This is a genomic window from Amycolatopsis sp. NBC_01286 (assembly GCF_035982555.1).
Taxonomy (GTDB): Bacteria; Actinomycetota; Actinomycetes; order Mycobacteriales; family Pseudonocardiaceae; genus Amycolatopsis.
This window is the reverse complement of the sequence record NZ_CP108428.1, coordinates 8,549,642-8,574,769: the sequence shown is the minus strand read 5'-3', so window position 1 is coordinate 8,574,769 and position 25,128 is coordinate 8,549,642. Positions and strand designations below refer to the sequence as shown.

Below are 25,128 nucleotides of genomic sequence, written 5' to 3'. Positions count from 1 at the left end.
GTGGGTGACTTATCCTCGTCCCATGGCACCCCCGCGAAGCCGCAACGCCCAGGCCACCCGGGCCGAGATCCTGTCGGCCGCGCGGGAACGGTTCGCTGCGGACGGCTACGAGCGCACGACGCTGCGGACGGTCGCGGCCGACGTCGGCGTCGACCCGGCCATGGTGCTCCGCTACTTCGGCAGCAAGCAGGGCCTGTTCACCGCCGCCGCCGACTTCACGCTCGACCTGCCGGACCTCGCCGGCATCGCGCCGGCCGACCTGGGCGCCGAGATCCTGCCCCGGTTCCTGGCCGTCTGGGACCACGACAGCACGTTCCTCGCGCTGCTGCGCGCGGCGATGACCAGCCCCGAAGCCGCCGATAAGCTGCGGGAGCTGTTCAGCGCACAGGTCGCGCCGGCGTTCGCCAAGGCCGCCCCGGACCACGCGGGCGAGCGGGCCGCGCTGCTGGGCTCGTTCCTGCTGGGGATCGCCACTACGCGCTACGTCCTGGAGACGCCGGGGACGGCCATGTCACCCGCCCGGCTCACCGCCTGGGCCGCCCCGGTGATCAGCCGGATCCTCACCGGCCCGGCCCCGGAGTGACGATCGTGGTCAGCCTGCCGCCGCGCGGCCGCCGTCGATGGTGACGATGGTGCCGCTGATGTAGCCGGCGCGGTCCGATGCCAGGAACGTCACCAGGTCCGCGACCTCCCGCGGTTCGGCGACCCGGCCCGAGGGCAGTGCCGCGAAGCTCGCGTCGACGTCCGCGTTGGCCGCGCGCATCGCCGTGATCCGCTCGGTGGCGACCGGGCCCGGGTTCACGCCCACCACGCGGACGCCGTCGCGCGGGCCGACGCCGCCCAGGGCTCGCGTGAAGGCCATCAACGCGGCGTTGCCCGCGCCGCCCGCGATGTAGCCGGCCGTGGGACGCTCCCCGCCGGTGCCGATCACGTTGACGATCACGCCGTGACCGGCTTCGCGCAGCCGCGCGTAGACGAGCCGGGTGAGGTCGACGTAGCCGAAGACCTTGAGGTCCCAGGCGTGCCGCCACTGCTCGGGGCCGACCTGGTCGAGCGAGCCGGCGGGGATGTCGCCCGCGTTGTTCACCAGGATGCCGGCGTCGGTCGTGGCCGCGGCGAGCCGCTCGAGGTCGGCGGCCACGCGCAGGTCCACGACGTGCACCGTGACCTCGACGCCATACGCCTCGCGCAGCTCGTGCGCGCGGGCCTCCAGCGCGTCCGCGCTCCGGGCCGCTAGGTGCAGGTGGCAGCCCTCGCCGGCCAGCGCCTCGGCGATCGCCGCCCCGATGCCCTTCGACGCGCCGGTCACCAGCGCGCGCCTGCCGCGAAGATCCAGGTCCATGTGCCGTCCTCAGTCGTGGGAACCACCCAGTGTCGAACGTACGGGAAGCGCCGCGGAGTCTCCCGGTTCCGCCGCCGCGGCGAAGGCGCGCGTGAGAGGCTGACCTCGGCCGCAGCCGCCGCAGCGAGGTGGCGCACCGTTGGGGGGCGGTCAGCCGAAAATCGAGGACGCCATGACCTACCCGCAGCACCCCGGCCCGCCGCAGGGGCCCTACCCCGGACAGCAGCCATACCCGGGACAGTCGCCGTACCCGGGACAGCAGCCCTACCCCGGACAGCAGCCCTACCCCGGACAGCAGCCCTACCCCGGACAGCAGCCCTACCCCGCCCAGCAGTACCCCGGTCAGCCGGGCTACCCGCCGCCGTACCCGCAGTCGCCCTACGGGATGCCGCCCCCGAAGCCGAACGGCGTCACGGCGATCATCGCGGGCGTGCTCGCGGTGCTCGGTGGGCTGCTGTACCTCGTCGGCGTGATCGGCAGCGTCATCGGGCTGGCGAGCATCGGGTTCGGGTACTGGTTGATCATCGTCTACCTGCTGCTGGACGTGGTGCTCGCGGGGACACTGCTCGGCGGCGGCATCCTCCTGTTCGCGCGCAAGCCGATCGGCCGGCTGCTCACGATCATCGGCAGCGGGCTCGCCATCCTGGTGACCGTCGTGTCGTTCGTGCTGGACGCGGTCGGTCTCATGCACTTCGGCGCCGGCATCGGGAGCATGTACCTCGGCGGCCCGATCGCCGGCCTGCTGATGGTCCTGATCCCGGCGGCCGCGACGCTGACCCTCGCGATCGTCAAGCCGACGGCGATCTGGTGCGGCCGCCCCACGCCGGGCGCCGTGGGGTACCCGCCGCACTGATCCGGCCGGCCGCGGGTGATCGGGATGGGAGGGGCCGGGCAGCGCGTCCCCACGCCGGTCCGGCATCCACGTCGGCGGCTGAACTCCGCCACCGTCCACTTGCGACGTACCGGTCACTCGTCGTCTGCGGACGCCTCCGGCGGCCGGGTGCCGAGGAGCTGGTGGGCCCGCAGCGCCATCTGCAGCTCCAGCCGGTGCAGCGGGTCCGCGAGCCGGTCGCCGAACAGGCCCGTCAGCTGGCCGACGCGGTAGCGCACGGTCTGCGGGTGGATGCCGAGCGCCTGGGCGATGTCCGGGGTGTTCCCGTTGTGCTCCAGCCAGCTCAGCAACGTCTCGGCCAGCCGGAGCTGCTGCTTGACCGTGAGGCCCGCGAACGGGGCGAGCACCTTGTCCGACAGCCGGTCGAGCAGGAAACGGTCCAGCAGCAGCCAAAGCGTCGAGAGGTGGTCCCCGCAGTGGGTCACCGCCCGGTCTTCGACGAGCCCCTCCCGGACGAGTTCGAGGGTCCTGCGGGCCCAGTGCCGCGACGTCGCCGCGTCGGGCGGCCGGACGCGGGGGCCGACCGCGGCGCGCCAGCCGGGCAGCCGGGCTTCGAGGGCGCGCAGGTCGCGGTCCGGGTTCGGGGTCAGCAGGCAGGGTTCGCTGCCTTCGAGGTCGAGCAGCACGTCGTCCGGCACCTGGGGTGTCGGTGGCAGCTGGTGCTCGTCCCGCGGTTCGAGCGCGATGACGGTGATCCACTCCGGGATCTCCCACTTCGCGGCCTTGGCCATCGTCGCCACCGTGGCCGGTGCCGAGGCCGGGCTGGCCAGGAGCAGGTCGAGCAACCGTCTCCGGCGGCGCTCCAGCGTCCCGGTCGCCCGCGCCTGGGCCAGGGTGTACCCCTCGACCGAATAGGACGAAATCTCATCCACGTAAGCGAAGATGGCCTCCGCGCCGACGCAGAGGATCGACGCGGGGAGCCGGTGGACCTGGCCGAACTGCGAGATGTAGCGCCAGGCGGCCCGCCCGCCCGCGCGGTAGGCGGCCTGCAGCGAGTTCAGGCTGCCGCCGTCGTGGTGGACGCGCTTGCCGACCTCGGTGAACAGCTTCGCCCAGTCGTCCTGGGCGGCGCCCTGGTCCTCGATGCTGTCGATGCAGCTGACGACGGCCTGCTCGATCGCCTGGACGATCACCTTGCCGAACTCGCCTTCGAGCGGCTTCGCGTACTCGGGCACGGCCCGCTGGATCTCTTCGAGGATCCGCCGCGCGACGGGATCGGCGTGCGGCCGGAACCGCCGCGCGATCTCGGTCGGGAGCGAGCACCAGAGCCGGCGGGCCTGGCCCGCGCTCCGAGGTGACGGGACCAGGTGTGTCACGTCGTTCGAGACCACCCGGTCTCCGGTCGTCCGCGTCACTGCCACCCCTTGCCGCACGACGGCCGCGACTTCCCCGGTGAAGTCCGCGATCTGCCGCGTGCACTCACGTCGCGGCTGACGCTCCGACATCAACCGCGCACGCCATGTACTCATACGGGGTCCGATTTGGCAACCGTTGATCTTGCGTCCGGGTGACGTTCTGTCGCATCGCGAACAACCGGCACGGAGAACTTGTCAACGTCCGACAAGGCCACGGGGGTGGCGAACACTCACGCCCGGACGGGGTTTGCCGGGCCGATTTGTGAAGCGGGACCGTATCTTCGCCCGCGCCGCGGTTGTTAGCGTGATCAGCTGTTTCCGCTGCTCACGACCGGGGAGGACAGGATGACGGCGCTCGTGGCGTGGTGCTTCCGGCGGGCGCCGTGGGTGCTCGCCTGCTGGCTGCTCGCCCTCGGCGGGCTGCTGTTCGCCGCGCAGCACACCGGCGTCGCCTACCGCGACACCGTCGCCCTGCCCGCGGCGGACAGCTCCGTAGCGGCGGACCTCCTGCGCGGCGCGGGCGGGGACCGCGAACGCGTGGTGATGCGATCCGCCGACAGCGCCCGGGTCGACGCGCTCGCGGGCCGGCTGCGGAGCCTGCCGCACGTCGTCTCGGTCGATCCCGGCCCGGTGTCGGCCGACCACCGCGTCGCCGTGCTGGACGTCCGGTTCGACGCCGACGCCGAGACGCTCGGGCAGGAGACGGCCGACGACTTCGCCGACGTCGTGCGCGGCGCCGGTGTGACCGCCGGGGCGTCCGGGCAACTGGCCTCGATGACAGCCGCCGCGCCGGACCTCGGCAACGCCGGGATCGGGCTGGTCGCGGCCGCACTGGTGCTGCTGCTGGCTTTCGGCTCGCTGACGTGCGTGCTGCTCCCGGTCCTGACGGCGTCGGCGTCGGTCGGCTGCGCGCTCGCGGTCGTCGCGCTGCTGTCGCACGTCATGACCGTGCCGAAGATCAGCACCGAGATCGCCGCGCTGCTCGGGCTCGGCGTCGGCGTGGACTACGCGTTGTTCGTGCTCACCCGCTACCGGCAGGGGATCCAGGACGGCCTGGCCGCCGAACAGGCCCTCGCGGCTGCCGCGGCGACGTCGTGCCGGAGCGTGGTCTTCGCCGGGGTGACGGTGTGCGTGTCCCTGTCCGGCATGTTCACCGTCGGGCTGGCTTTCCTCGACGGGATCGCCGTCGCCGCCACGGTTTCCGTGCTCCTGACGATGGCCGCCGCGGTGACGTTGTTCCCCGCGTTGCTGCGCCTGCTCGGGCGCCGGATGCGCGTCCGCCCGGCCGGTGCGGGCGGGCTGTGGCCGCGGGCGGCGCGCTCGGTGACGTCGCGTCCGGCGCCGTACGCGGTGGCGGCGGTGCTGGTCATCGCCGTGCTCTCGCTCCCGATGACGGGCCTGCGGCTCGGCGTCCCGGGCGCCGGGCTGGACCCGCCGGGCAGCGTCACGAAGGTCGCCGCGGAACTCCTGGAGGACGGCTTCGGGCCCGGCGCCAACGGACCCGTGCTGGTCGTCCGCCACGTCACCACGGACGCCGACAGGGCGGCCGTCACGGCCTTGCGCGACACCCTGCTGACCCGCGCCGACGTCGGCCCGCCCGACTACCTGCCCGGACCGGTCGCGGTGCTGACGGTGGTGCCGCGGACCGCGCCCGACGACCCGGCCACCACCGACCTGCTCGCGTGGATCCGCACGGCCGGCGGCCCGGACGTCCACCTCGGCGGCGTCGTGGCCACCCAGGCCGACTTCTCCGCCGCGATCACCGGCCGGCTGCCGCTGTTCCTGCTCAGCGTCGTGGGCATCTCGGTGCTGGTGCTCGCCTGGGTGTTCCGCAGCGTGCTCATCCCGCTGACCGCCGCGGTGATGAACCTGCTCACCGCCGCGGCGACGACCGGCGTGGTGGTCTGGGTGTTCGGCGCGCCCATCGAGCCGTACCTGCCGGTGTTCCTCTTCGCGGGCCTGTTCGGGCTGTCGATGGACTACGAGGTCTTCCTCATCGCGCGGATCCAGGAGGAGTGGCGCCGCGGCGCGGACACGCGGACCGCGATCGTCGAGGGGCTCGTCTCGACCGGGCGGACCATCACCGCCGCCGCGCTGATCATGGCGCTGGTGTTCGTCTCGTTCGCCTTCGTGGACGCGCGGGTGGTGCGCGAGGCGGGTGTCGGGCTGACGGCCGCCGTGCTGCTGGACGCCGTGCTGATCCGCTGCCTGCTGGTCCCCGCGGTGATGGTCCGGCTCGGGGCCGCGAACTGGTGGTTCCCGCGCCGGTTGCGTCCGCGTGAGCACCGTTCCGCTGCAATTCCGGTGCCGGATGACAACCGCGAAGTCTTGACACCCACCGACCGTTGATTCCATTCCGGCGCGTTGTTAGTTTCCGGAAACAACCCGGTGAAAGGAGACCGCCGAAATGATTCGCGCCGGTGCGGCCGCCATGGTCATCGCCGTGACCGCCGCCGTTTTTCCGGGCGTCGCGACGACCGAAGGATTCGCCACCAGTTTCGCCGACGTGCCCGCGGCCGGGGGCATCACCCTCGGCGCCATGGTGATGCAGCCGTCGTCGCCCGGGCCGCACCCGCTCGCCGTGCTCATCGGCGCCTGGGGCGGCGGCCGCACGCAGAACGTCATCCCCGCGCGTGACCTGGCCAACCGCGGTTACGTGGTGATCTCCTACGGCGCCCGCGGGTTCGGCGAATCCGGGGGCGCGGTCGAGGTCGCCGGGCCCGACGACATCACCGACGTCTCCACGGTCATCGACTGGACGCTCGCCCACACAGCCGCCGACCCGGCCCGGATCGGCGTCGGCGGGGTGTCCTACGGCGCCGGGATCGGCCTGATCGCCGCCGGGTTCGACGCGCGGATCAAGGCCGTCGCCTCGCTGAGCGGCTGGGCCGACCTGGTCGCGTCGCTGACCCAGAACGACACCCGCCACGGGCTCGCCGGGCTCGTGCTCTACCTGTCGGGCAAGGCCAACGGCACGCTCAGCCCCGAGACCGACACGATGCTGACCAAGTTCCTGGAGCCGGCGATCTCCGACGCCGACTCCCAGGCCGTGATCGACTGGTCCCGGCCGCGCTCGCCGTCGTCCTACGTGGACCGGATCAACGCCAACCACCCGGCCGTGCTGGCCATCCAGACCTGGAGCGAGACGGTCTTCCAGCCCGGGCAGATGGCCGACCTGTACCAGCGGCTCACCGGGCCGAAACGGGCCGAGTTCGTGCCGGGCGACCACGCCGCGTCCGAGTCCGGCGGCCTGCTCGGCCTGCCCAGCGACACGTGGACGTCGGTCTACCGCTGGTTCGACGCGTACGTCGCCGGCACCGACACGTCGATCGAGACCGAGCCGCCGGTCGTCACCCGGGCTCGCCCCGGGACGCAGCGCCCGGAGTACCACGCGGACTGGCCGAGCGTCCTCGCCCCGCCGTCGCGGTCCTACCTCGGCCGCGACACGCTGCAGGCCACGCCCGCCGCCTGGACCGGCAGCATCGCCGCGAACCGCGACACCGTGGCCAACGGCGGCATCCCGCTGGCGACCTACAGCCTGGAGGCGCTGAGCGGGAACCCGCCGACGGCGTTCCTCTGGCAGGTCGACCGGGGCAGCGGCGCTGTGTGGAGCCAGCCGCCGGTCAAGGCCGTCACCCAGCTGCGCGGCTCGTTGCGCGCGCACCTCACGGTCGTGCCGCCGGCCGCCGCCGGGACCGTCGTCGCCTACGTCTACGACGTCGACCCGCTCGGCACCGGCAGCCTCGTCAACTACCTGCCCTACAGCTGGAAACACGCGACGCCAGGGCGGCCACAGCCGGTCGACCTGGCCTTCTCGCCGACGGCCTACAGCCTCGCCGCCGGCCACCACCTCGCCCTGGTCGTCGACTCGAAGGACCCGCTGTTCCTCGACTGGAACACCGGCGCCGGCCGGCTGGGCTTCGTCTCGACGGCGGCCGACCCGTCGTGGCTGGACGTACCCGTGCGGAAGACTGGAGTGACGCCGTGACCGGAACCGTGCCCGGCACCCGCGAGGAGTTCACGGCCCTGCGCGCGGGCGGGCTCAACTGGGACGTCCTGCCGTTGCGGCTGTTCGCCAAGGGCAACGCGAAGTTCTGGAACCCCGCCGACCTGGACTTCACCCAGGACGCCGTCGACTGGGCGGCGCTGTCGGACGAGCAGCGCTTCGCGGCGACCATGCTGTGCGCGCAGTTCGCCGGCGGCGAAGAGGCCGTCACCCACGACATCCAGCCGTTCCTCGCCGCGATGGGTGCCGAGGGCCGGTTCGCCGACGAGATGTACCTGACGCAGTTCTGCTTCGAGGAAGCCAAGCACACGCAGGTGTTCCGGCTCTGGCTCGACGCCGTGGGCGTCACCGGCAACCTGCACGAGCACGTCGAGGACAACCCGGGCTACCGCGCGATCTTCTACGACGCGCTGCCCACCGCGCTCGGCCGGCTGCGCGAGGATCCCAGTCCCGCCAACCAGATTCGCGCGTCCGTCGTCTACAACCACGTCGTCGAAGGCGTGCTCGCGCTGACCGGGTACTTCGTCTGGAACCGGGCCTGCCGCACGCACGGGATCCTGCCCGGCATGCAGGAGCTGATCCGCCGCATCGGTGACGACGAACGCCGGCACATGGCGTGGGGCACGTTCACCTGCCGCCGCCACGTCGCGGCCGACGACCGCAACTGGCAGATCGTGCAGGACGAGATGCAGGCCCTGCTGCCGCACGCCATCGCGCAGATCGAGTGGACCACCGCCCGGCTCGACGGCGACCCGTTCGACCTGCGCATGGACGGCGTCATGGAGTACGCCGCCGACCACGCGATGCGCCGCCTGCGCGCGATCGAAGCCGCGCGCGGGACGCCGGTCGCGTCCATCGACCTCGACTACAGCCCGGAACAGCTCGAGGAGGACTTCCTCGACGAGGACACGGCAAGCGAATCCGCCTAGCACGGCGCCCGGCAACCTCGCCGGGTTCCAGCGGGTGCCCTACCGCGGCTGGTCGTGAGTGGTAATGCGGGTTCTAACCCTCATTACCACTCACGACGAGCCGCGGTAGACCCGCCGACGTTCCCCGAGAGATCTGGAGGTGGTCGTCGTGGGCGGCCGGAAGGCGCCGACGCTGGTCGTGGTGGCGCTCGGCGCGTTCGTCACCACCCTGGACAACAACATCGTCGCGGCCGGGGTGCCGTCCATCGCCCGCGACCTGGCGCTGGACCTCTCGTCCCTGCAGTGGGTCAGCATCGGGTACATGCTCCCGTTCGCGAGCCTGCTGCTGGTCGCGGGCACGCTCGTCGACCGCTGGGGCCAGCGGCTGACGCTGTCCGCCGGGCTGCTCGCGTTCGGGCTCGGCGCGGCGATCGGCGGCCTGGCCGGATCCGCGTGGGTGCTCGTCGGCGCGCGGGTGCTGCAGGGCTTGGCGGCCGCGTTCCTGGTGCCCGGCCTGCTGAGCCTGCTCCGGACCAACCTGGACGCGCGCGGGCGGGCCGTCGGCGCCACGATCTGGACGGCCAGCCTGGCGATCGCGCTGGCCCTCGGCCCGACGCTGGGCGGGCTGCTCAGCGAATACCTCGGCTGGGGCTGGATCTTCTTCGTCAACCTGCCGTTCGTCGCGGTGATGCTGGCCCTGCTGCCGGTGACGGCCGGCGCCCGCCGCGGCCCGGGTGGCGGCCGGCCGGCGATCGCGTCGATGACGCTGGTGACGGCCGGGCTCGTCCTGCTGACCGTGGCACTGGTCGAGTTCGGTGACGACACGCGCACCGGCGACGTGCTCCCGTCGGTGCTCGCCGCGGGCGGGCTCGGGTTCCTCGGCTGGTTCGCCGTCCGCGAGCGGCGCGCCCGCGAACGCCTGGTCTCGCCGGACCTGACCGGGCAGCGCGTGTTCGTCGGCGCGCTCGCCGTGCAGCTGCTGTGGGGCCTGGGTGTCTCGGGCGTCTTCTTCTTCACCCCGTTGCTGCACCAGGAATCCCTCGGGCTGAGCCCGGTCCAGGCCGGGCTCCCGCTGATCCTGGTGGCGGTCGCGATCATGGCCGCCACACCGGCCGTGCCGTGGGCCGTGACGCGGTTCGGGCCGCACCGGACGGTCGCTGCCGGGCTCGTCGTCGTCGCCCTCGGGCTGCTCGCCGTCGCGCTGGTCAACCACATCCCCGAAGTGCTGCCGCGCGCGCCCGGACTGCTGCTGATCGGTGCCGGCTCGGCCCTGACCACGCCGTTGACCTCGCACGCGCTGGAAGTCGTGGCCGAACGGCACGCCGGGACCGCGTCCGGCCTGCTCACGGCGTCCCGGGAGCTGTCCAGCGCCCTCGGGGTCGCGCTCGTCGGCGCGGTGCTGACGGCCGTGCGCGCGGCCCGGCTCGACGCGGGCGTCGCGGCCGGACCGGCGCTGGCCGGCGGCTACACGGCCGGGCTGCTGGTCGCGGCCGGTCTCGAACTCGCCGGGGCGGTCGTGGCCCTGACGGTATTCCGGGCGCGGAAAATCCTTCCCGCGGTGACAACCGCGCCCGTGGGTTCTCCGCTTCCCGATGAGTACGGCGTTTCCCGTGATTGACACTCGCAGTTCGGCCGAAATACAGTTTCTTCGAAGGTGAGGATCGGCGCTTTTTCGGCGCATCCCCTTAATTACTCCGACGCTATTGGCGAGGGGCTATGGAAACCATTTCTCAGACGGCCTTCGCGCTGCCCGGCCACGACGCATTAGACGGCGATTCTTTCGCCACCCTGCTCGGCCGGTGGGCCCGGAGCCTCGGCGACGAGGTCGCCGTGACCTTCCTGGACCACCGCACGAGCGTCGACGGCCGCGCGGTGAGCCTCACCTGGCGCGAGCTGGACGACCGGGTCAGCGCCGTCGCCGCGCACCTGGGCACCCTCGCCGCGCCGGGGGAGCGGGCCGCGGTGCTGGCCGCGCAGTCCGCCGACTACGTCGTCGCCTTCCTCGGCGCCATCCGGGCCGGGCTGGTCGCCGTCCCGCTGTTCGCGCCGAACCTGCCCGGGCACGCGGGCCGCCTCGCCGCGACGCTCACCGACTGCGCGCCGCAGGTCGTGCTCACCACCGCCGACCTGACCGGCGAGGTCACCGGCTTCCTCGGGACCCTCGACGTCGACGCGGCCGTCGTGGCCGTGGACACCCTGCCGCCGGTCATCGGCGAGCACGAGTGGCACCGCCCGGCCCCGGACGAGCTCGCGTACCTGCAGTACACGTCCGGTTCGACGCGCTCGCCGGCCGGGGTCATGCTGACCCACCACAACGTCCTCACCAACGCCCGGCAGTGCTGCACCGCCTACGGCGCCGAGTCCGGCACGACGTCGACGATCAGCTGGCTGCCGCTCTTCCACGACATGGGCCTGATCCTCGGCATCGGCGCGCCGATGTTCGGCGGCCTGACCGCGGTGCTGATGGACCCGCTCGCCTTCCTCGAGCGGCCCGGCCGCTGGCTGCGGGCGCTCTCGGCCAGCCCCGGCGCGATCAGCGCGGCCCCCAACTTCGCTTACGCCTACAGCGCTTCTCGCGTGACCGAAGACGAGAAGAGCTACCTCGAGCTGAGCCGGGTCGTCTCGCTGATCAACGGCAGCGAGCCCGTCCTGCCCGCCACCATCGCGAAGTTCCAGGCCGCGTTCGGCGACTGCGGGCTGCGGCCGGAGGTCCAGCGGGCGTCCTACGGGCTGGCCGAGGCGACGGTGCTCGTCTCGGTGACCGACGCGGGCACGCCGTCGCGGCAGGTCACGTTCGACCGCGACCGCCTGGCCGAAGGGTTCGCGGTGCCGGCCGCCACCGGCACGACGCTCGTCGCCTGTGGCCGGCCGGTGGACCAGCGGATCCGGATTGCCGACACCAACGGTGAACCGGTCGCGGACGGCGAAGTCGGCGAGATCCGGGTGAGCGGGCCGAACGTCGGCCAGGGCTACTGGCGGCGTCCCGGCGCGTCCGCGGAGACGTTCGGAGACGGCTGGCTGGCCACCGGCGACCTGGGCGTGTGGTTCGAAGGTGAGTTGTACATGACCGGCCGCTTGAAGGACCTCGTGATCGTCGACGGCCGCAACCACTACCCGCAGGACATCGAGCAGACGATCGAAGCCCACGCCGCCGTCCGGCTGCACTCCGCCGCGGCCTTCGCCATCCCGCACGAAGAGGGCGAAGTCGCCGTCGTCGTGCTGGAACGGGCCAAGAACACTGACGCCGAGGTCGCCGTCGGCGAACTGCGCGCGGCGGTGTCGGCCGAACACGGCCTGCGGCTGCACGACGTCGTCGTCCTGTCGCCCGGCGAGGTGCCGCGCACCTCCAGCGGCAAGATCAGCCGGGCGCTGTGCCGGACGTCCTACCTGGACGGACGGTGGCCGCGATGACTCCGGACGCCATCCGGGCGTGGCTCGTCGAGCAGGTCGCCGCGATCACCGGGCTCCCGGCCGCCGAGGTCGACGTCGACCGCCCGCTGCAGGAGGCCGGACTGTCCTCACGGGACGCGATGAGCCTGACCGGCGACCTGGGCCGGCTCCTCGGCCGGCCCCTCGACGCCACGCTGGTGTGGCAGCACCCGAGCATCACCGCACTCGTCGCGTCGTTGTCCACAGTGGACGTTGTCCGGGCCGCGCCGGTGCCGATGGCGGCGGGGGAGCCGATCGCGATCGTCGGCGTCGGCTGCCGCCTGCCCGGCGGCGTCGGGTCGCCCGCGCAGTTCTGGCGGTTCCTCGACGCGGGCGCCGACGGGATCGGCGAGGTCCCCGCGGGCCGCTGGGAGTCCTTCGCCCCGGCCGACGCGCTCGCCGGGCTGCCGCGTCGCGGCGGGTTCCTGGGCGACGTCGCCGGGTTCGACGCCGCGTTCTTCGGCATCACGCCCCGGGAAGCCGAGGCGATGGACCCGCAGCAGCGCACGCTCCTGGAGGTCACCTGGGCGGCCCTGGAACACGCGGGCATCCCGCCCGGCTCGCTGCGCGGCACCCGGACCGGCGTGTTCGTCGGGCTGTCGGCCAGCGAGTACGGCTACCTCACGATGACCGACGTCCCCGGCATCGACGCCTGGTCCGGCACCGGCGCCGCGGCGAGCATCGCCGCGAACCGGCTGTCGTACCTGCTCGACCTGCGCGGCCCGAGCCTCACCCTCGACACGGCCTGCTCGTCGTCGCTGGTCGCCGTGCACCAGGCGGTGCAGAGCCTGCGCCGCGGCGAAAGCGAGACGGCGCTGGTCGCGGGCGTGAACCTGCTGCTGTCGCCCGGCATCACCGCGAACTTCCACCGCGCCGGAGTGCTCGCGCCCGACGGGGCCTGCAAGCCGTTCGACGCCGGAGCCGACGGGATCGCCCGCGGCGAAGGGTGCGGCGTCGTCGTGCTCAAGCCGCTGAAGGCCGCCCGCACCGCCGGCGACCGCGTGCTGGCGGTGATCCGCGGCAGCGCCGTCAACTCCGACGGCCGCTCCAACGGCATGATGGCCCCCAACCCGGACGCCCAGGCGGCGCTGCTGCGGGACGCCTACGCCGTCGCCGGTGTCGATCCGTCCTCTGTGGACTACGTCGAGGCGCACGGTACCGGCACGCTGCTCGGCGACCCGATCGAAGCCGGCGCGCTGGGCGCGATCCTCGGCGCCGGGCGCGAACCCGGCCGCCCGCTGCTCGTCGGCTCGGTCAAGAGCAACCTCGGCCACCTCGAAGGCGCGGCCGGCATCGCCGGGCTGATCAAGGTGGTCCTGGCCCTGGTGCACCGCCGGCTGCCGCCGAGCCTGCACTACCGCACGCCCAACCCGCACATCGACTTCGACGGCCTCGGCCTGCGCGTGGTCGCGGCCGGCACGGACTGGCCGCGTTACCCGGGCACCGCCCGCGCCGGCGTCTCGGCCTTCGGGTTCGGCGGGACCAACGCCCACGTGGTGCTGGAGGAGTGGCCCGCCGCGTCCTTCCCGGTCCGGGCCGGTGCCGACGGCCCGCGGATCTTCGCGCTCTCGGCGCGGTCGGCCGACGTCCTGCACACCCGCGCGAGTGAACTGGCCGACTGGCTGGACTCGCCCGCCGGACGCGCCGTCCCGTTGAGCGCCGTCGCCTCGACGCTGGCGACGCGGCGCGAGCACCTGCCCGTCCGCGCGGCCGTCGTCGCCGAAGATCGTGGCGCTCTCGTGGACGCGCTGCGCAACGTCACGCCCGGGGAAGCCCGGGGACGCGCGGACGTCGTGTTCGTGTTCTCCGGCTACGGCTCGCAGTGGCCCGAGATGGGCCGGCAGCTGCTGCGCACCGAACCCGCGTTCCGCGCCGAGATCGACGCCCTGGATCCGGCGTTCCGCGCCGAAGCCGGGTTCTCCCTGCGCGAAGTCCTTGCGGGAGAACAGGAACTGCCCGACCTCGGCGCGACGCAGCTGGCGTTGTTCGGCATCCAGACGGCGCTGGCCGGACTGTGGCGCGCGCACGGGGTCGTCCCCGCCGCCGTGCTGGGGCACTCGATGGGCGAGGTCGCCGCGGCCGTCGTCGCGGGCGCGCTCGACGTCACCGACGGGCTGCGCGTGATGGCGACCCGCGCGCGGCTGCTCGCGGAGGTCGACGCCGGGGGCACCGGCGCGATGGCCGTCGTCGAGCTGTCGCCGGCCGAGCTGGCCGAGTTCCCCGACGTCACCGTCGCGGTCTACGCGTCGCCGACCCAGTGCACGATCAGCGGCGACGCCGACCAGGTCGACGCCCTTGTCGCCCACGTCGAGCAGCTGGGCCGGCTCGCCCGCCGTCTCCCGGTCCGCGGCGCCGGGCACTCGGCCGCCGTCGACGCCGTGCTCGACCGCTTCCGCGCCGAGCTGGCGTCGCTGAAGCCCGGCCAGGCCGAGATTCCGTGCTACAGCAGCGTTCTCGACGATCCACGTGAGACACCGGCGTTCGACGTCGAGTACTGGGCGGCGAACCTGCGCCGTCCGGTGCGGTTCACCCAGGCCCTGGCGGCCGCGACCGCCGAAGGCCACAGCGTGTTCGTCGAGATCTCGCCGCACCCGGTCGCGCTGGCCGCCGTCGAGCAGACCACCGGCGGTACCGCGATCGGCCTGCCCACCGGCAGCCGCAAGAGCGACGAGCGCGTCGCGTTCCTGACCAGCCTCGCCCGGCTGCACGTCCTCGGCCGGCCCGGCGTCCTGGACCACGGCCCGCGCACGGCGCCGGTCGAGCTGCCCGGCCCGGTGTGGCGGCACGAGCGGTTCTGGCCGCAGCGCCCGGCGCACCGGCCGGACACCGGGGCGCACCCGCTGCTCGGCGTCCACATCGAACAGCCCGGCGGCGGCCTGCACCTGTGGCGCGGCGACGTCGGCACGGCGCGGCTGCCGTGGCTCGCCGACCACGCCGCGATGGGCGTCCCGCTGTTCCCGGCGACCGGGTTCCTCGAGCTCGCGTTCGGCGCGGGTGACCGGATCGGGGACCTGGAACTGCACCAGGTGCTGCCGCTGGCCGAGCACACCGAGGTGACGACGAGCCTGGCGGGCGCGGAGATCAGCGTCCACGCCAAGTCCGCGCACGGCTGGGTCCGCCACGCCACCGCGCGAGTGCTGGCCGATGCGCCGCCGCCGACGCCCTTCGGCCCCACGGAAGGCGACGCCGTCGACCTCTACCGGGCCCTGGAGGACCTGGGTCAGCACTACGGCCCGGCGTTCCGCGGCCTGCGCCGGGTCGTGGCCGCGCCGGGCCGGGCGTCGGCGTCGATCGCGCTGCCGCCGGAGGCCCGCGACCACCCGGCGTACCGGCTGCACCCGGCGCTCGCCGACGCCTGCCTGCACGCACTGGCCGCCGCGACCGGCGAGGCCCTGGGCGAGACCGCTGGCCTCTACCTGCCCCTGACGATCGGCGAGGTCACGCTCGCCGGCGACCCCCGCCACGGCGTCCGGGTCGACGCCGTCCTCGACTCCGTCGACGAGTCGGGTGACGGACTGCTCGGCAGCGTCCAGCTCGTCGACGCCGAAGGGGCGGTCCTGGTCCAGTTCCGGGACGTCTACTGCCGGCGGTTCCAGCGTTCGGCGCTGCCGGTGCCGCTGTCGAGCCTGGTCTTCGAGGCCGGGTGGCAGCAGGCCGAGCTGCCGCCGTCGCCCGCGGACGACACGCACAGCTGGGTCGTGCTCCTGGACGCGGCGCAGGAGTCCGCACCGTGGCTCGCGAGCCTCGGCGGCTCCTTGTGCACGGTGCCGCTGGGCGACCACGAAGGCCTCGGGAAGGTGCTGCGTTCCCGCGAGGTGACCGGCGTGCTGGCGATGGTCGGCTGCGCGGCCGAGCTGGGCACCCCGGATCCGGCGCGCTCCGGTGACCTGGTAGTGACGCTGTCGGGGGTGGTCGTCGAGCTGGCCGCCGTCCCGGACCCGCCGAGGTTGTGGCTGGTCAGCGCAGGCGCGGCGGCGGTCGAGCCGGGCGAGACGGGCCACCCGGAACTGGCGGCGCTGCGGGGGTTGGTGCGGGTGCTGGCGTTCGAGCACCCGGAGCTGCGAGTGAGCCAACTGGACTTCGACGCCGAGCCCGACCCCGCGCGCCTGTGGGTGGCGGAGCTGCAGGACGAGATCCGCGCGGACGGCCCGGACGACGAGATCGCCTGGCGCGAAGGCATCCGCCACACCCGCCGCCTGGTGCGCCCGGAACTCGCCCCGCCGCGAGACTCAAGCGGTCGTGATGGCAGCCGCGTGCCCGTCGTTCGCGATGGTGCCTACCTCATCACCGGTGGCTTGGGTGGGCTCGGCCTCGTCGCCGCGAAGTGGCTCGCCGAGCGCGGCGCGACCCGGCTGATCCTCTCCGGCCGTCGCGGCCCCACTCCCGAGACCGACACCTTCCTGCGGGACCTCGGCGTCGACGTCCGGGTCGTCACCGGGGACGTCGCCGAACCCGGCACCGCCGAACGGCTCGTCGCGGCCGCCGGGGACCAGCCCCTGCGCGGCGTCCTGCACGCGGCCGGTGCCCTCGCCGACGGTGCCGCGATCGCCCTCACCCCGGAAGCCGTCGAGACAGTCTGGCGGCCCAAAGCCCTCGGCGCCTGGCGGCTCCACGAAGCGACCGCGGGCCACGACCTCGACTGGTGGCTCGTCTACTCCTCGGCCGCCGCGCTGTTCGGCTCTCCGGGCCAGGCCGCCTACGCCACCGCGAACGCCTGGGCCGACGCGCTCGTCGCCTGGCGCCGTGGCCGTGGACTGCCCGCCGCGACGATCAACTGGGGTGCCTGGGGCGAAGCCGGCGCCGTCACCGGCAGCCGGAACCCGGTGCTGGACCCGCTCGGTACCGCGGAAGCCCTCGACGCGCTCGAGACCGTGCTCGCCGGCGATCGTGAAGCGACCGGCGTCGCTCGCGTCGACAGCGAAACCGTGCTGGCGCTCTTCCCGCGGCTGGCCGAACGGCCGTTCTTCGAACTGTTCGTCCCGGCCGAAGCACCCGGCGGCACCGAACCGTCCACATGGGACGGGATGGCCGCGCTGCGCGCGGACGAACCGGCGCGGGCACGGAAAGCGATGGCCGACCACCTCGCGGCCCTCGTCGCCGGGTTGATGGGCTTCGCCGCCGGTGACGTCGACCGGAACGCGCCGCTGACGAGCCTCGGGCTGGACTCGCTGATGGCGATGCGGGCCCGCGGCGCCGTGGAACGCGACTTCGGCCTGCCGCTGCCGGTACCCCTGCTGCTGCGCGGCGCGAGCCTCGCCGAGATCGCCGGGCACCTCGCCGAGCAGGCCGGGTTCGGCGCGGGCGCGCCGGCCGAGCCGAGCCACGCCGTGCCCGGGCCGCGCGACCCCGCCGAACGCTGGGTCGCCCGGCACTGGCAGGCCGTCCTCGGCGGGCCGGAACCGGGCGTCTACGACGACTTCTTCGCCGTCGGCGGCGACCAGGAGGCCGCGGACCGACTGCGGGCCGCGTTCACCGAGGACCTCGACGAGGTGCCCGAAGCGGACCTGCTGTTCGCCACGCCCACCATCGCCGCGCTGGCCGACCTGCTGCGCGCCGAGGTCGAGGGCTTCGGCGGCGGCCCGGTGCGGCTGCTGCGCGACGGCGTCGCGGCCGACCCCGTCTTCCTGTTCCACCCGGCCGGCGGCCCGACGAGCGTCTACCAGGAGCTCGTCCGCCTGCTGCCCGAAGGACAACCGGCCTACGGGCTGGAGCGGATCGACGACGAGGACACCGTCGAGGGCAAGGCGGCGTGTTACGTCGAGCTGATCCGCGAGATCCAGCCGCACGGGCCCTACCGGCTGGGCGGCTGGTCCTTCGGCGGCTGCCTCGCCTACGAGACGGCCAAGCGCCTGACCGACGCGGGGGAGAGCGTCGGCGTCGTCTTCATGATCGACACGATCCTGCCGCTGCCCGCGCCGGACACCCCGGTGCAGGACCTGCTCCTCGAACGCTTCGACCGGTTCGCCGAGCACATCGAACTGACCTACGGCGTGCCCCTGGAGATCCCGCGGGCCGAGCTCCGGCAGCTCGGCGAGCACGACCAGATCCGGCTCGTGATGAGCCGGCTGGCCGCCCAGGTGCCCGGGATGGGCCAGGGCGTCCTGCACCACCAGTACACGTCCTATTTGGACGCCCGCGTCGCCGAAAGGTACGTCCCCGAGCCGTACGCCGGGAAGGTGCTGCTGCTGCGGGCCCAGGACCCGCACCCGCTCACGACCACGCTCGACCCGCGGTACCTGCGCACCGACGACCCGCTCGGCTGGGACGCGCACTGCGCCGACCTGGAGATCGTCCGGGTGCCCGGTGACCACCTCTCGATGATCGACCCGCCGCACGTGGCGGTGATCGCGGCCGCCCTGTCCGCCCGCCTCGCCGGTCAGCACGCAGGAAAGGGATGACGATGACACTCGAAGACCTCTCCTTCACGCCGACGACGTCGTTCCGGATCGCCGACCTGGCCTCCCGCCAGGACGAGGTCGTCCGGATCGCCGAGAAGCGCGCGATCGACCGGCAGCACGCCAAGGGCAAGCTCACCGCCCGCGAACGGATCGACCTGCTGGTCGACCCGTGCTCGTTCGTCGAGCTCGACCAGTTCGCCCGGCACCGCTGCACCGAGTTCGGGATGGACGCCAACCGCCCCTACGGCGACGGCGTCGTGACCGGTCACGCCACTGTGGACGGTCGCCAGATCTGCCTGTTCTCCCAGGACTTCAGCGTCTTCGGCGGCAGCATGGGGGAGGTCTTCGGCGAGAAGGTCCTCAAGGTGATGGACCTGGCCATGACGCTCGGCTGCCCGGTCGTCGGCATCAACGACTCCGGCGGCGCGCGGATCCAGGAAGGCGTCGTCTCGCTGGCCTACTACGCGGAACTGGGGCGTCGCAACGCCCACGCGTCCGGCGTGATCCCGCAGATCTCGATGATCATGGGCCCGTGCGCGGGCGGCGCGGTCTACTCGCCCGCGATCACCGACTTCACCGTGATGGTCGACGAGACGTCGCACATGTTCGTCACCGGCCCGGACGTCGTGCACGCCGTGACCGGCGAGCGGGTGACGGCGCAGCAGCTCGGCGGCGCGGGCACCAACAGCGAGGTCGCCGGCAACGCCCACCACCGGGCGCTCGACGAGGAAGACGCGATCGAGTGGGTGCAGACCCTGCTCGGTTACCTGCCCTCGAACAACCTCGACCTCGCCCCGGAGTACGCCGACGACACCGCCCCCGAGCTCACGGCGGCGGACCTGGAGCTCGACCGGCTGGTGCCGGACTCGCTCAACCAGGCCTACGACATGACCGAGGTGCTCGCGCGGATCGTCGACGACGGCGAGTTCACCGAGATCCACAGCGCCTTCGCGCCCAACATGATCTGCGCGTTCGCCCGGATCGAGGGCCGCTCGGTCGGCGTCGTCGCCAACCAGCCGCGCCACCAGGCCGGCGTGATCGACATCGACGCGTCCGAGAAGGCCGCGCGCTTCGTCCGGTTCTGCGACGCGTTCGGCATCCCGATCCTCACCCTCGCCGACGTCCCCGGTTACCTGCCCGGCGTGGACCAGGAACGCGGCGGCATCATCCGCCGCGGCGCCAAGCTGATCTACGCCTACGCCGAGGCGACCGTGCCGAAGGTGACCGTGGTGACGCGCAAGGCCTACGGCGGCGGCTACGCGGTGATGGGCTCCAAGCACCTCGGCGCCGACGTCAACCTGGCCTGGCCGACGGCCGAGATCGCGGTGATGGGCGCGGAAGGCGCGGTGCAGGTGCTGCACCGGCGTGAGCTCGCCGGGCTGCCCGAGGCGGAGCGGGCCACCGCCCGGCGCCGGCTCACCGAGGAGTACCGCGAGCGCCACGCGAGCCCGTACCTGGCCGCCGAGCGCGGCTACGTCGACCAGGTCGTCGCACCGTCGCAGACCCGCCTCCAGGTGGCCCGCGCGCTGCGCACGCTGCGGACCAAGCGGCAGACCCTGCCGGCCAAGAAGCACGGGAACATCCCGCTGTGAGAACGGAGAACAGATGAACCTCGAGCGGGCCGGGCGCCGGCGTCGTCGCCGGGCAGGACTGGCAATGCTCTTCGCGGCGGTGCTCCTCGGCACGGGGGCTGCTCCGGTCGCCGCGGTGACCCCGGTGACCGCCGACGACGGCGCGAAGGTGACCCAGGAGACCTGGCTGGACGCACGCACCGTCGACCTCAAGATCAGCTCGCCCGCCCTCGGCACCACCGGGATGGTCCGGCTGATCGTGCCGGCCGGCTGGCAGGCGCAGCCGACGCGGACCTGGCCGACGCTGTACCTGCTGCACGGCTGCTGCGAGCCGGTGGACTACAAGTCCTGGGACCAGTTCACCGACGTCAAGGCGTTCACCGCGACCAAGGACGCCATCCTGGTGATGCCGACCGACGGCGCGGCCGGGATGTACAGCAAGTGGTGGAACTTCGGCCTGAAGAACACCCCCGACTGGGACACCTTCCACACCGCCGAGGTCCGCCAGATCGTCGAGCGCGGCTACCACGGCGGCACCCGCCGCGCGGTCGCCGGCGTGTCGATCGGCGGGTACGGCGCGCTCGCGTACGCCTTCCAGCACAAGGGGATGTTCGGCGCGGCCGCCTCCTACAGCGGGGTGCCCAACACGCTCTTCCCGGGCACCGCCGGCGTCATCAAGGGCATCCTGGCGCGCGCGGGGTTCTACAACTTCTTCGACCTGTGGGGCGACGAGGTGGCGACCTGGCCGATCTGGTCGGCGCACAACCCCTACGACCACACCGACGCCCTGCGCGGCACCGCGCTCTACCTTTCCTGCGGCAACGGCCAGACCGGCCCGCTCGACCCGCCGGGGCAGTCCGACCCGCTGGAGCCGTCGGCGCTGCTGACGTCCCAGAGCTTCACGGACAAGCTGAAGTCGCAGGGGATCCCGGCGACGGTCGACTACTACGGCCCCGGCACCCACAGCTGGCCGTACTGGCAGCGCGCCCTGCACAACTCGTGGCCGATCCTCGCGAACGCGCTCGGCCTGCCCGTGTGAAAGTCCTTTCCCCGATGGAGGTTCCGGTGAAACGCAAAGTCCTGCTCGCGCTGCTGAGCTTGTCGACGCTGGCGGCGGGAGTGGCCGTCGTCGGCTCCCCGGCGGCCGCCGCGCCCGTACCCGCGGCCACGGCGGCCGTGGGCCTGCCCGGCCCGTTCGACGACTCCTTCTACAAGGCCCCGGCGCCGCTGCCGGCCGGGCAGCCCGGCGACGTCCTCCGCTGGCGGCCGTCGGTGCCGCTGATGAACGCCGCCAACGCCGACGCCTGGGAGGTCATGTACCTCTCGACCAACGGGCTGGGCAAGCCGGACGCCGTGACCGGCACGATCCTCGTCCCGAAGGGCGTCGACCCGGCGAAGGCGCCGATCATCGGCTACGGCGTCGGCACGCAGGGCCCGGCGTTCAAGTGCACGCCGTCCAAGGCGATCGAGCGCGGCACGCTCTACGACCAGCCGGCCATCAACGACTCGCTCTCCAGCGGGTACGCCGTCGCGGTCACCGACTACGAGGGCTATTCGCCGACGACCGTGCCGACCTACATCACCGGCCAATCGATGGGCCCGGCCGTGATCGACTCGGTCCGCGCGGCGCAGCGGTTCTCCCCGGCCAAGCTCTCGAAGGCCGCCAAGGTGATCTTCCAGGGCTACTCCCAGGGCGGCGGCGGAGCGATGTGGGCGGGGGAGAAGCAGCCCACCTACGCACCGGAGCTGAACCTGGTCGGCGTCGCGGCGGGCGGGGTCCCGGCCGACCTGACCGCGGTCGCCAAGGGCCTCGACGGCTACATCGGCTTCGGCTTCCTCGCCTTCGCCGCGGTCGGGCTCGACGCCGCGTACCCGGACCTGAAGCTGGACTCCTACCTCAACGCCACCGGCCGTCAGCAGCTCGACGACGCCAAGCAGAACGCCTGCGTCGTCGAACTGCTGACCAACTACCCGTTCAAGAAGATCAGCGACTACACGACGTCCAACCCGCTGGACACCCCGCAGTGGAAGGCGCGGCTGGCGCAGAACAAGCTCGGCGCGAACCCGCCGCGCGTGCCGGTGTTCCAGTACCACGCGAGCACCGACGAGATCGTGAACACGCCGCAGGCCGACGCGCTGCACAAGACCTACTGCGCCGCCGGGGTCCGCGAGCAGTGGAACACCTACGTCTCCGACCACCTGTCGGGCATCTTCGCCGGCAACGGGGACGCGCACCAGTGGATCGTCAAGCGGTTCGCCGGTGACCAGGCGCCGTCCAACTGCTGATCGGCGAGGCGCGTGAACGATGAGGAACAGGAGTGCCTGGCCGCGCGGCTGCGGGCGTGCCGGGAACGCCTCGGGCTGACCCAGCGCGCGGTCGCCGACCGGCTCGGCGTGCCGCGGTCGGCGGTCTCCGGGATCGAAGCGGGCACGCGCAAGGTCGACAGCCTGGAGCTCAAGGCCCTCGCCGGGCTCTACCAGCGGCCGGTCGGTTTCTTCCTGGAGGAGGCGGCCGGCCACCCGTCCGAACCGGCGCGGCTGCTGCGGCTCTACCAGTGCCTCGCCGCGGCGGACCGCACCCGGCTCGTCGAGTACGCCGAACTGCTCGAAATCGCGCGTACGGCCCACCGTTTCACCGTTCGTTAGGTTCCGTCACCATCCACAAAGGAGTGGTTCCCATGTCCCACGGCATCCGTCCCCTCGGCGTGCTGGCGGTGGCCGGCGCGGCCGCGGTGGCCCTCGCGGCCCCGGCGTCCGCGGCGGTCGTCCCGGTCAACCTGGACTGCCAGGCCAACGCGCCGATCGTCGGCCCGCAGCAGGCGAACCTGGTCCAGGGCACCGACGTCACGGCCCCGGCCACGGTCGCGCCGGGCGCGGCGTTCGACATCATCGTCGACCCGGCGCCGAACACCGTGCCGGCCACGGTCGCGGGCTTCAAGCTCAAGCAGGTCAAGAACTTCGCGCTGAAGCTGCCGGTCCCGGCGAACTCGACGTACGTGAGCTCGGCCCTCTCGGGCGGCTCCGGCCTGGGCTCGGGCGCCCCGACGATCGCGGTCTCCGGCGGCGTGGCCACGCTGAGCTTCCCCGGCCCGATCGCCGGCGGCGCGGCGTTCGAGCTGCCGACCATCACGTTCCACCTGAAGGCCGGCACGTCGGGCACGATCAAGACCCAGCTGGCCGGCACGAGCTACAGCAACCCGGGCCTCACGTTCACGTCGGTGGTCAACCAGATCTTCGACATCTCCGCCCCGACGGCCTGCTTCCCCAACCCGAGCCCCATCTTCACCACGACGACGATCGCCTGACCCAGGTACGGGGCCGTGGCGGCCGGGTGACCAACCCCGGCCGCCACGGCCTGCTCACCCCTGGGCGACGTCGACGGGCCGGGTGCCGCGCAGGCGGTGGGCGTGCAGCGCGAGTTGCATGTCCAGCCGCTGGGCCGGGTCGTTCAGGCGGTCGCCGAAGAGTTCCGTCAGCTGGTTCAGGCGGTACCGCACCGTCTGCGGGTGGATCTTCAGCACCTCCGCGATCTCCGGCGTGCTGCCCCGCGACTCCAGCCACGCCATCAGCGTCTCGCCGAGGCGCTCCTGCTGCTTCGCGGTCAGGCCGACCAGCGGGCCGAGGACCTTGCGGCTCAGCTCGGTGAGCAGGAAGTCGTCGTGCATCAGCCAGACCGTGCTCAAGTGGTCCGTGCTGTGCACGACCGGGTTCGGCTCGATCACCCGCTGCCGCATCAGCTGGAGCGTCCGGCACGCCCAGCTCAACGACGTCGCCGCGTCGGCCAGCGGCACCCGCGGCCCGACCGCCAGGAGCCAGCCCTTCAACGCGGGCTGCAGCAGCCGCAGGTCGCGCTCCAGGTTGGCCGACACCAGGCACGGCTGGGTGCTCTCCAGGTCGACCAGGACGTCCGCGTGCAGCGGCAGGCCCTGCAGGTCACCGTGCTGGTCGTCGGGGGATTCCAGCGCCACGGCGTTGACGTGCTCCGGGAGCTTCCACTCGGCCGCCTTCGCGGTGGCGGCGATGCTCTGCGGGGACGACGGCGGCGTCGCCAGGATCAGTTCCAGCAGCCGCCGCCGGCGCCGCTCGAGCGTGCCCGCGGCCTTCGTCTGGGCCACCGTGTACCCCTCGACCGAGTACGACGAGATCTCCTCGATCACGGCGAAGATCGCTTCGGCGCAGACGCACAGCAGCGGCGTGGGCATGCCGGTGCGCTGGCCCCACGCCGCGATGTAGCGCCACGCGGCCTGGCCGCCGACGCGGTAGGAGGCCTGCAGCGAGTCCAGGCTGCCGCCGCCCTTGTGGACGCCGCGGCCCACCTCGCGGAACATCGCCCCCCACTTGTCCTGAGTGGACGGCCGGCCGCCGATGCTGTCGATCGAGCCGATGACGGCTTCCTCGATGGCCTTGATGATGACCGAGCCGAAGCCGCCTTCCAGCGGCTTGGCGTACTCGGGCACCTCACGCTGGATCGCTTCGAGGATCTTCTTGCCCAGGTTGTCCGTGTGCGGCCGGAACCGCCGCGCGACCTCGCCGGGCAGGGACACCCACAGCGTCCGGGCCTGGCTGCCCGTCTCCGGCGCCGGGCGTCCGCGCTCCGCCGGCTCGTTCATGTCGAAGCTCCTTCGCTCCACTGCCCCGTTTGCCATGCACTCACGCGCCGGGCGCGGACGCAAAACGGCCCGGACCGGCTGAGCCGGGGTGATGAATCCGGGGGCCGCGGTTGTGCGCGGCTGCTAAAGACGCGACGATCGGGGCATGGGTGCTCAGCGGTTCCGCGCCGTCATCGCCGCAGGCAGCCGGGGTGCCGGCGTCATCGAGGTGCCGTTCGACCCGGACGAGACGTGGGGCGCGAAGGCCGACCACCCGGTCGGTGGCACGATCGGTGACCGCCGCGTCCGCGGCAGGCTGGCTCCCGGCGACAGCGGATGGGCACTGACCGTGACGCCGTTGTGGCTGCGCGACACCGCCGTCGCGATCGGCGACGAGGTGACCGTCGAACTCGCCCCGGAGGGCCCGCAACGCGGTGACCTCGCCGAAGACCTCGCCGCGGCGCTGGCCGCCGACGCGGCGGCGGCCGCGTTCTTCGACACGCTGGCGCAGTTCTACCGCAAGGCGTACCTGCGGTGGATCGACGGGACCAAGGGCAAGCCGGACGTCCGCGCGGCCCGGATCGCCGAGGTGGTCGGCCTGCTCGCCGACGGCGTCAAGGAGCGCCCGCGGCCGTAGA

Annotated in this window: 17 protein-coding genes; 14 read left to right on the top strand and 3 right to left on the bottom strand. The window is 73.0% G+C overall.

The annotated features are described in order from the left end of the window. Nucleotides 1-22: 22 nt before the first annotated feature. Nucleotides 23-583 (top strand): TetR/AcrR family transcriptional regulator, encoded by a 561-nt coding sequence (locus tag OG570_RS39130; protein ID WP_326953843.1) that lies wholly within the window; start codon nucleotides 23-25, stop codon nucleotides 581-583. Between the two features lie 9 nt (nucleotides 584-592). Here OG570_RS39130 and OG570_RS39125 read toward each other — a convergent pair whose 3' ends face one another. Then, nucleotides 593-1,342, bottom strand: coding sequence for a short-chain dehydrogenase/reductase (locus OG570_RS39125; RefSeq protein ID WP_326953842.1), 750 nt, complete (start codon nucleotides 1,340-1,342; stop codon nucleotides 593-595). A 172-nt stretch (nucleotides 1,343-1,514) separates the two neighbouring features. Here OG570_RS39125 and OG570_RS39120 point away from each other — a divergent pair, with 172 nt between their 5' ends. After that, nucleotides 1,515-2,195, top strand: a complete 681-nt coding sequence (locus OG570_RS39120; protein ID WP_326953841.1) for a hypothetical protein — start codon at nucleotides 1,515-1,517, stop codon at nucleotides 2,193-2,195. A gap of 113 nt (nucleotides 2,196-2,308) precedes the next feature. Here OG570_RS39120 and OG570_RS39115 read toward each other — a convergent pair whose 3' ends face one another. After that, nucleotides 2,309-3,565 (bottom strand): helix-turn-helix domain-containing protein, encoded by a 1,257-nt coding sequence (locus OG570_RS39115; protein ID WP_326960286.1) that lies wholly within the window; start codon nucleotides 3,563-3,565, stop codon nucleotides 2,309-2,311. Nucleotides 3,566-3,934: 369 nt separating this feature from the next. Here OG570_RS39115 and OG570_RS39110 point away from each other — a divergent pair, with 369 nt between their 5' ends. The 11 genes from OG570_RS39110 (at nucleotide 3,935) to OG570_RS39060 (ending at nucleotide 23,206) form a co-directional block, all read left to right on the top strand. Further along, complete coding sequence (locus OG570_RS39110; RefSeq protein ID WP_326953840.1) at nucleotides 3,935-5,938, top strand: MMPL family transporter; 2,004 nt, start codon at nucleotides 3,935-3,937, stop codon at nucleotides 5,936-5,938. 58 nt (nucleotides 5,939-5,996) lie between these two features. Further along, a complete protein-coding gene (locus tag OG570_RS39105) occupies nucleotides 5,997-7,577 on the top strand; it encodes a CocE/NonD family hydrolase (protein ID WP_326953839.1) in 1,581 nt (526 codons plus the stop codon). Continuing rightward, nucleotides 7,574-8,524 (top strand): R2-like ligand-binding oxidase, encoded by a 951-nt coding sequence (locus OG570_RS39100; protein ID WP_326953838.1) that lies wholly within the window; start codon nucleotides 7,574-7,576, stop codon nucleotides 8,522-8,524. The genes OG570_RS39105 and OG570_RS39100 overlap by 4 nt, the downstream gene beginning before the upstream one ends. A gap of 148 nt (nucleotides 8,525-8,672) precedes the next feature. Then, complete coding sequence (locus tag OG570_RS39095; protein ID WP_326953837.1) at nucleotides 8,673-10,121, top strand: MFS transporter; 1,449 nt, start codon at nucleotides 8,673-8,675, stop codon at nucleotides 10,119-10,121. 98 nt (nucleotides 10,122-10,219) lie between these two features. Beyond that, the gene (locus tag OG570_RS39090; protein ID WP_326953836.1) at nucleotides 10,220-11,914 is read left to right on the top strand and encodes a fatty acyl-AMP ligase; all 1,695 of its coding nucleotides are present in this window, start codon (nucleotides 10,220-10,222) and stop codon (nucleotides 11,912-11,914) included. Then, entirely contained in the window at nucleotides 11,911-18,330 is a 6,420-nt protein-coding gene (locus OG570_RS39085) for an SDR family NAD(P)-dependent oxidoreductase (protein ID WP_326953835.1), read from the top strand. The genes OG570_RS39090 and OG570_RS39085 overlap by 4 nt, the downstream gene beginning before the upstream one ends. Continuing rightward, on the top strand, nucleotides 18,327-19,922 hold the full coding sequence (locus tag OG570_RS39080; RefSeq protein WP_442788222.1) for an acyl-CoA carboxylase subunit beta: 1,596 nt from the start codon (nucleotides 18,327-18,329) through the stop codon (nucleotides 19,920-19,922). The genes OG570_RS39085 and OG570_RS39080 overlap by 4 nt, the downstream gene beginning before the upstream one ends. A 13-nt stretch (nucleotides 19,923-19,935) precedes the next feature. Continuing rightward, nucleotides 19,936-20,940: an alpha/beta hydrolase gene (locus tag OG570_RS39075; RefSeq protein ID WP_442788221.1), complete on the top strand. Its 1,005-nt coding sequence runs from the start codon at nucleotides 19,936-19,938 to the stop codon at nucleotides 20,938-20,940. Nucleotides 20,941-20,954: 14 nt separating this feature from the next. Further along, a complete protein-coding gene (locus OG570_RS39070) occupies nucleotides 20,955-22,187 on the top strand; it encodes a lipase family protein (RefSeq protein ID WP_326953833.1) in 1,233 nt (410 codons plus the stop codon). Between the two features lie 12 nt (nucleotides 22,188-22,199). After that, nucleotides 22,200-22,547, top strand: a complete 348-nt coding sequence (locus OG570_RS39065; protein WP_247051178.1) for a helix-turn-helix domain-containing protein — start codon at nucleotides 22,200-22,202, stop codon at nucleotides 22,545-22,547. A gap of 32 nt (nucleotides 22,548-22,579) precedes the next feature. After that, the gene (locus OG570_RS39060) at nucleotides 22,580-23,206 is read left to right on the top strand and encodes a cyclase (protein WP_326953832.1); all 627 of its coding nucleotides are present in this window, start codon (nucleotides 22,580-22,582) and stop codon (nucleotides 23,204-23,206) included. 54 nt (nucleotides 23,207-23,260) lie between these two features. On the opposite strand, the gene OG570_RS39055 is transcribed toward OG570_RS39060, so the two are convergent. Then, nucleotides 23,261-24,511: a helix-turn-helix domain-containing protein gene (locus OG570_RS39055; RefSeq protein ID WP_326953831.1), complete on the bottom strand. Its 1,251-nt coding sequence runs from the start codon at nucleotides 24,509-24,511 to the stop codon at nucleotides 23,261-23,263. Between the two features lie 145 nt (nucleotides 24,512-24,656). Here OG570_RS39055 and OG570_RS39050 point away from each other — a divergent pair, with 145 nt between their 5' ends. Further along, nucleotides 24,657-25,127 (top strand): DUF1905 domain-containing protein, encoded by a 471-nt coding sequence (locus tag OG570_RS39050; RefSeq protein WP_326953830.1) that lies wholly within the window; start codon nucleotides 24,657-24,659, stop codon nucleotides 25,125-25,127. Nucleotide 25,128 lies beyond the last annotated feature (1 nt).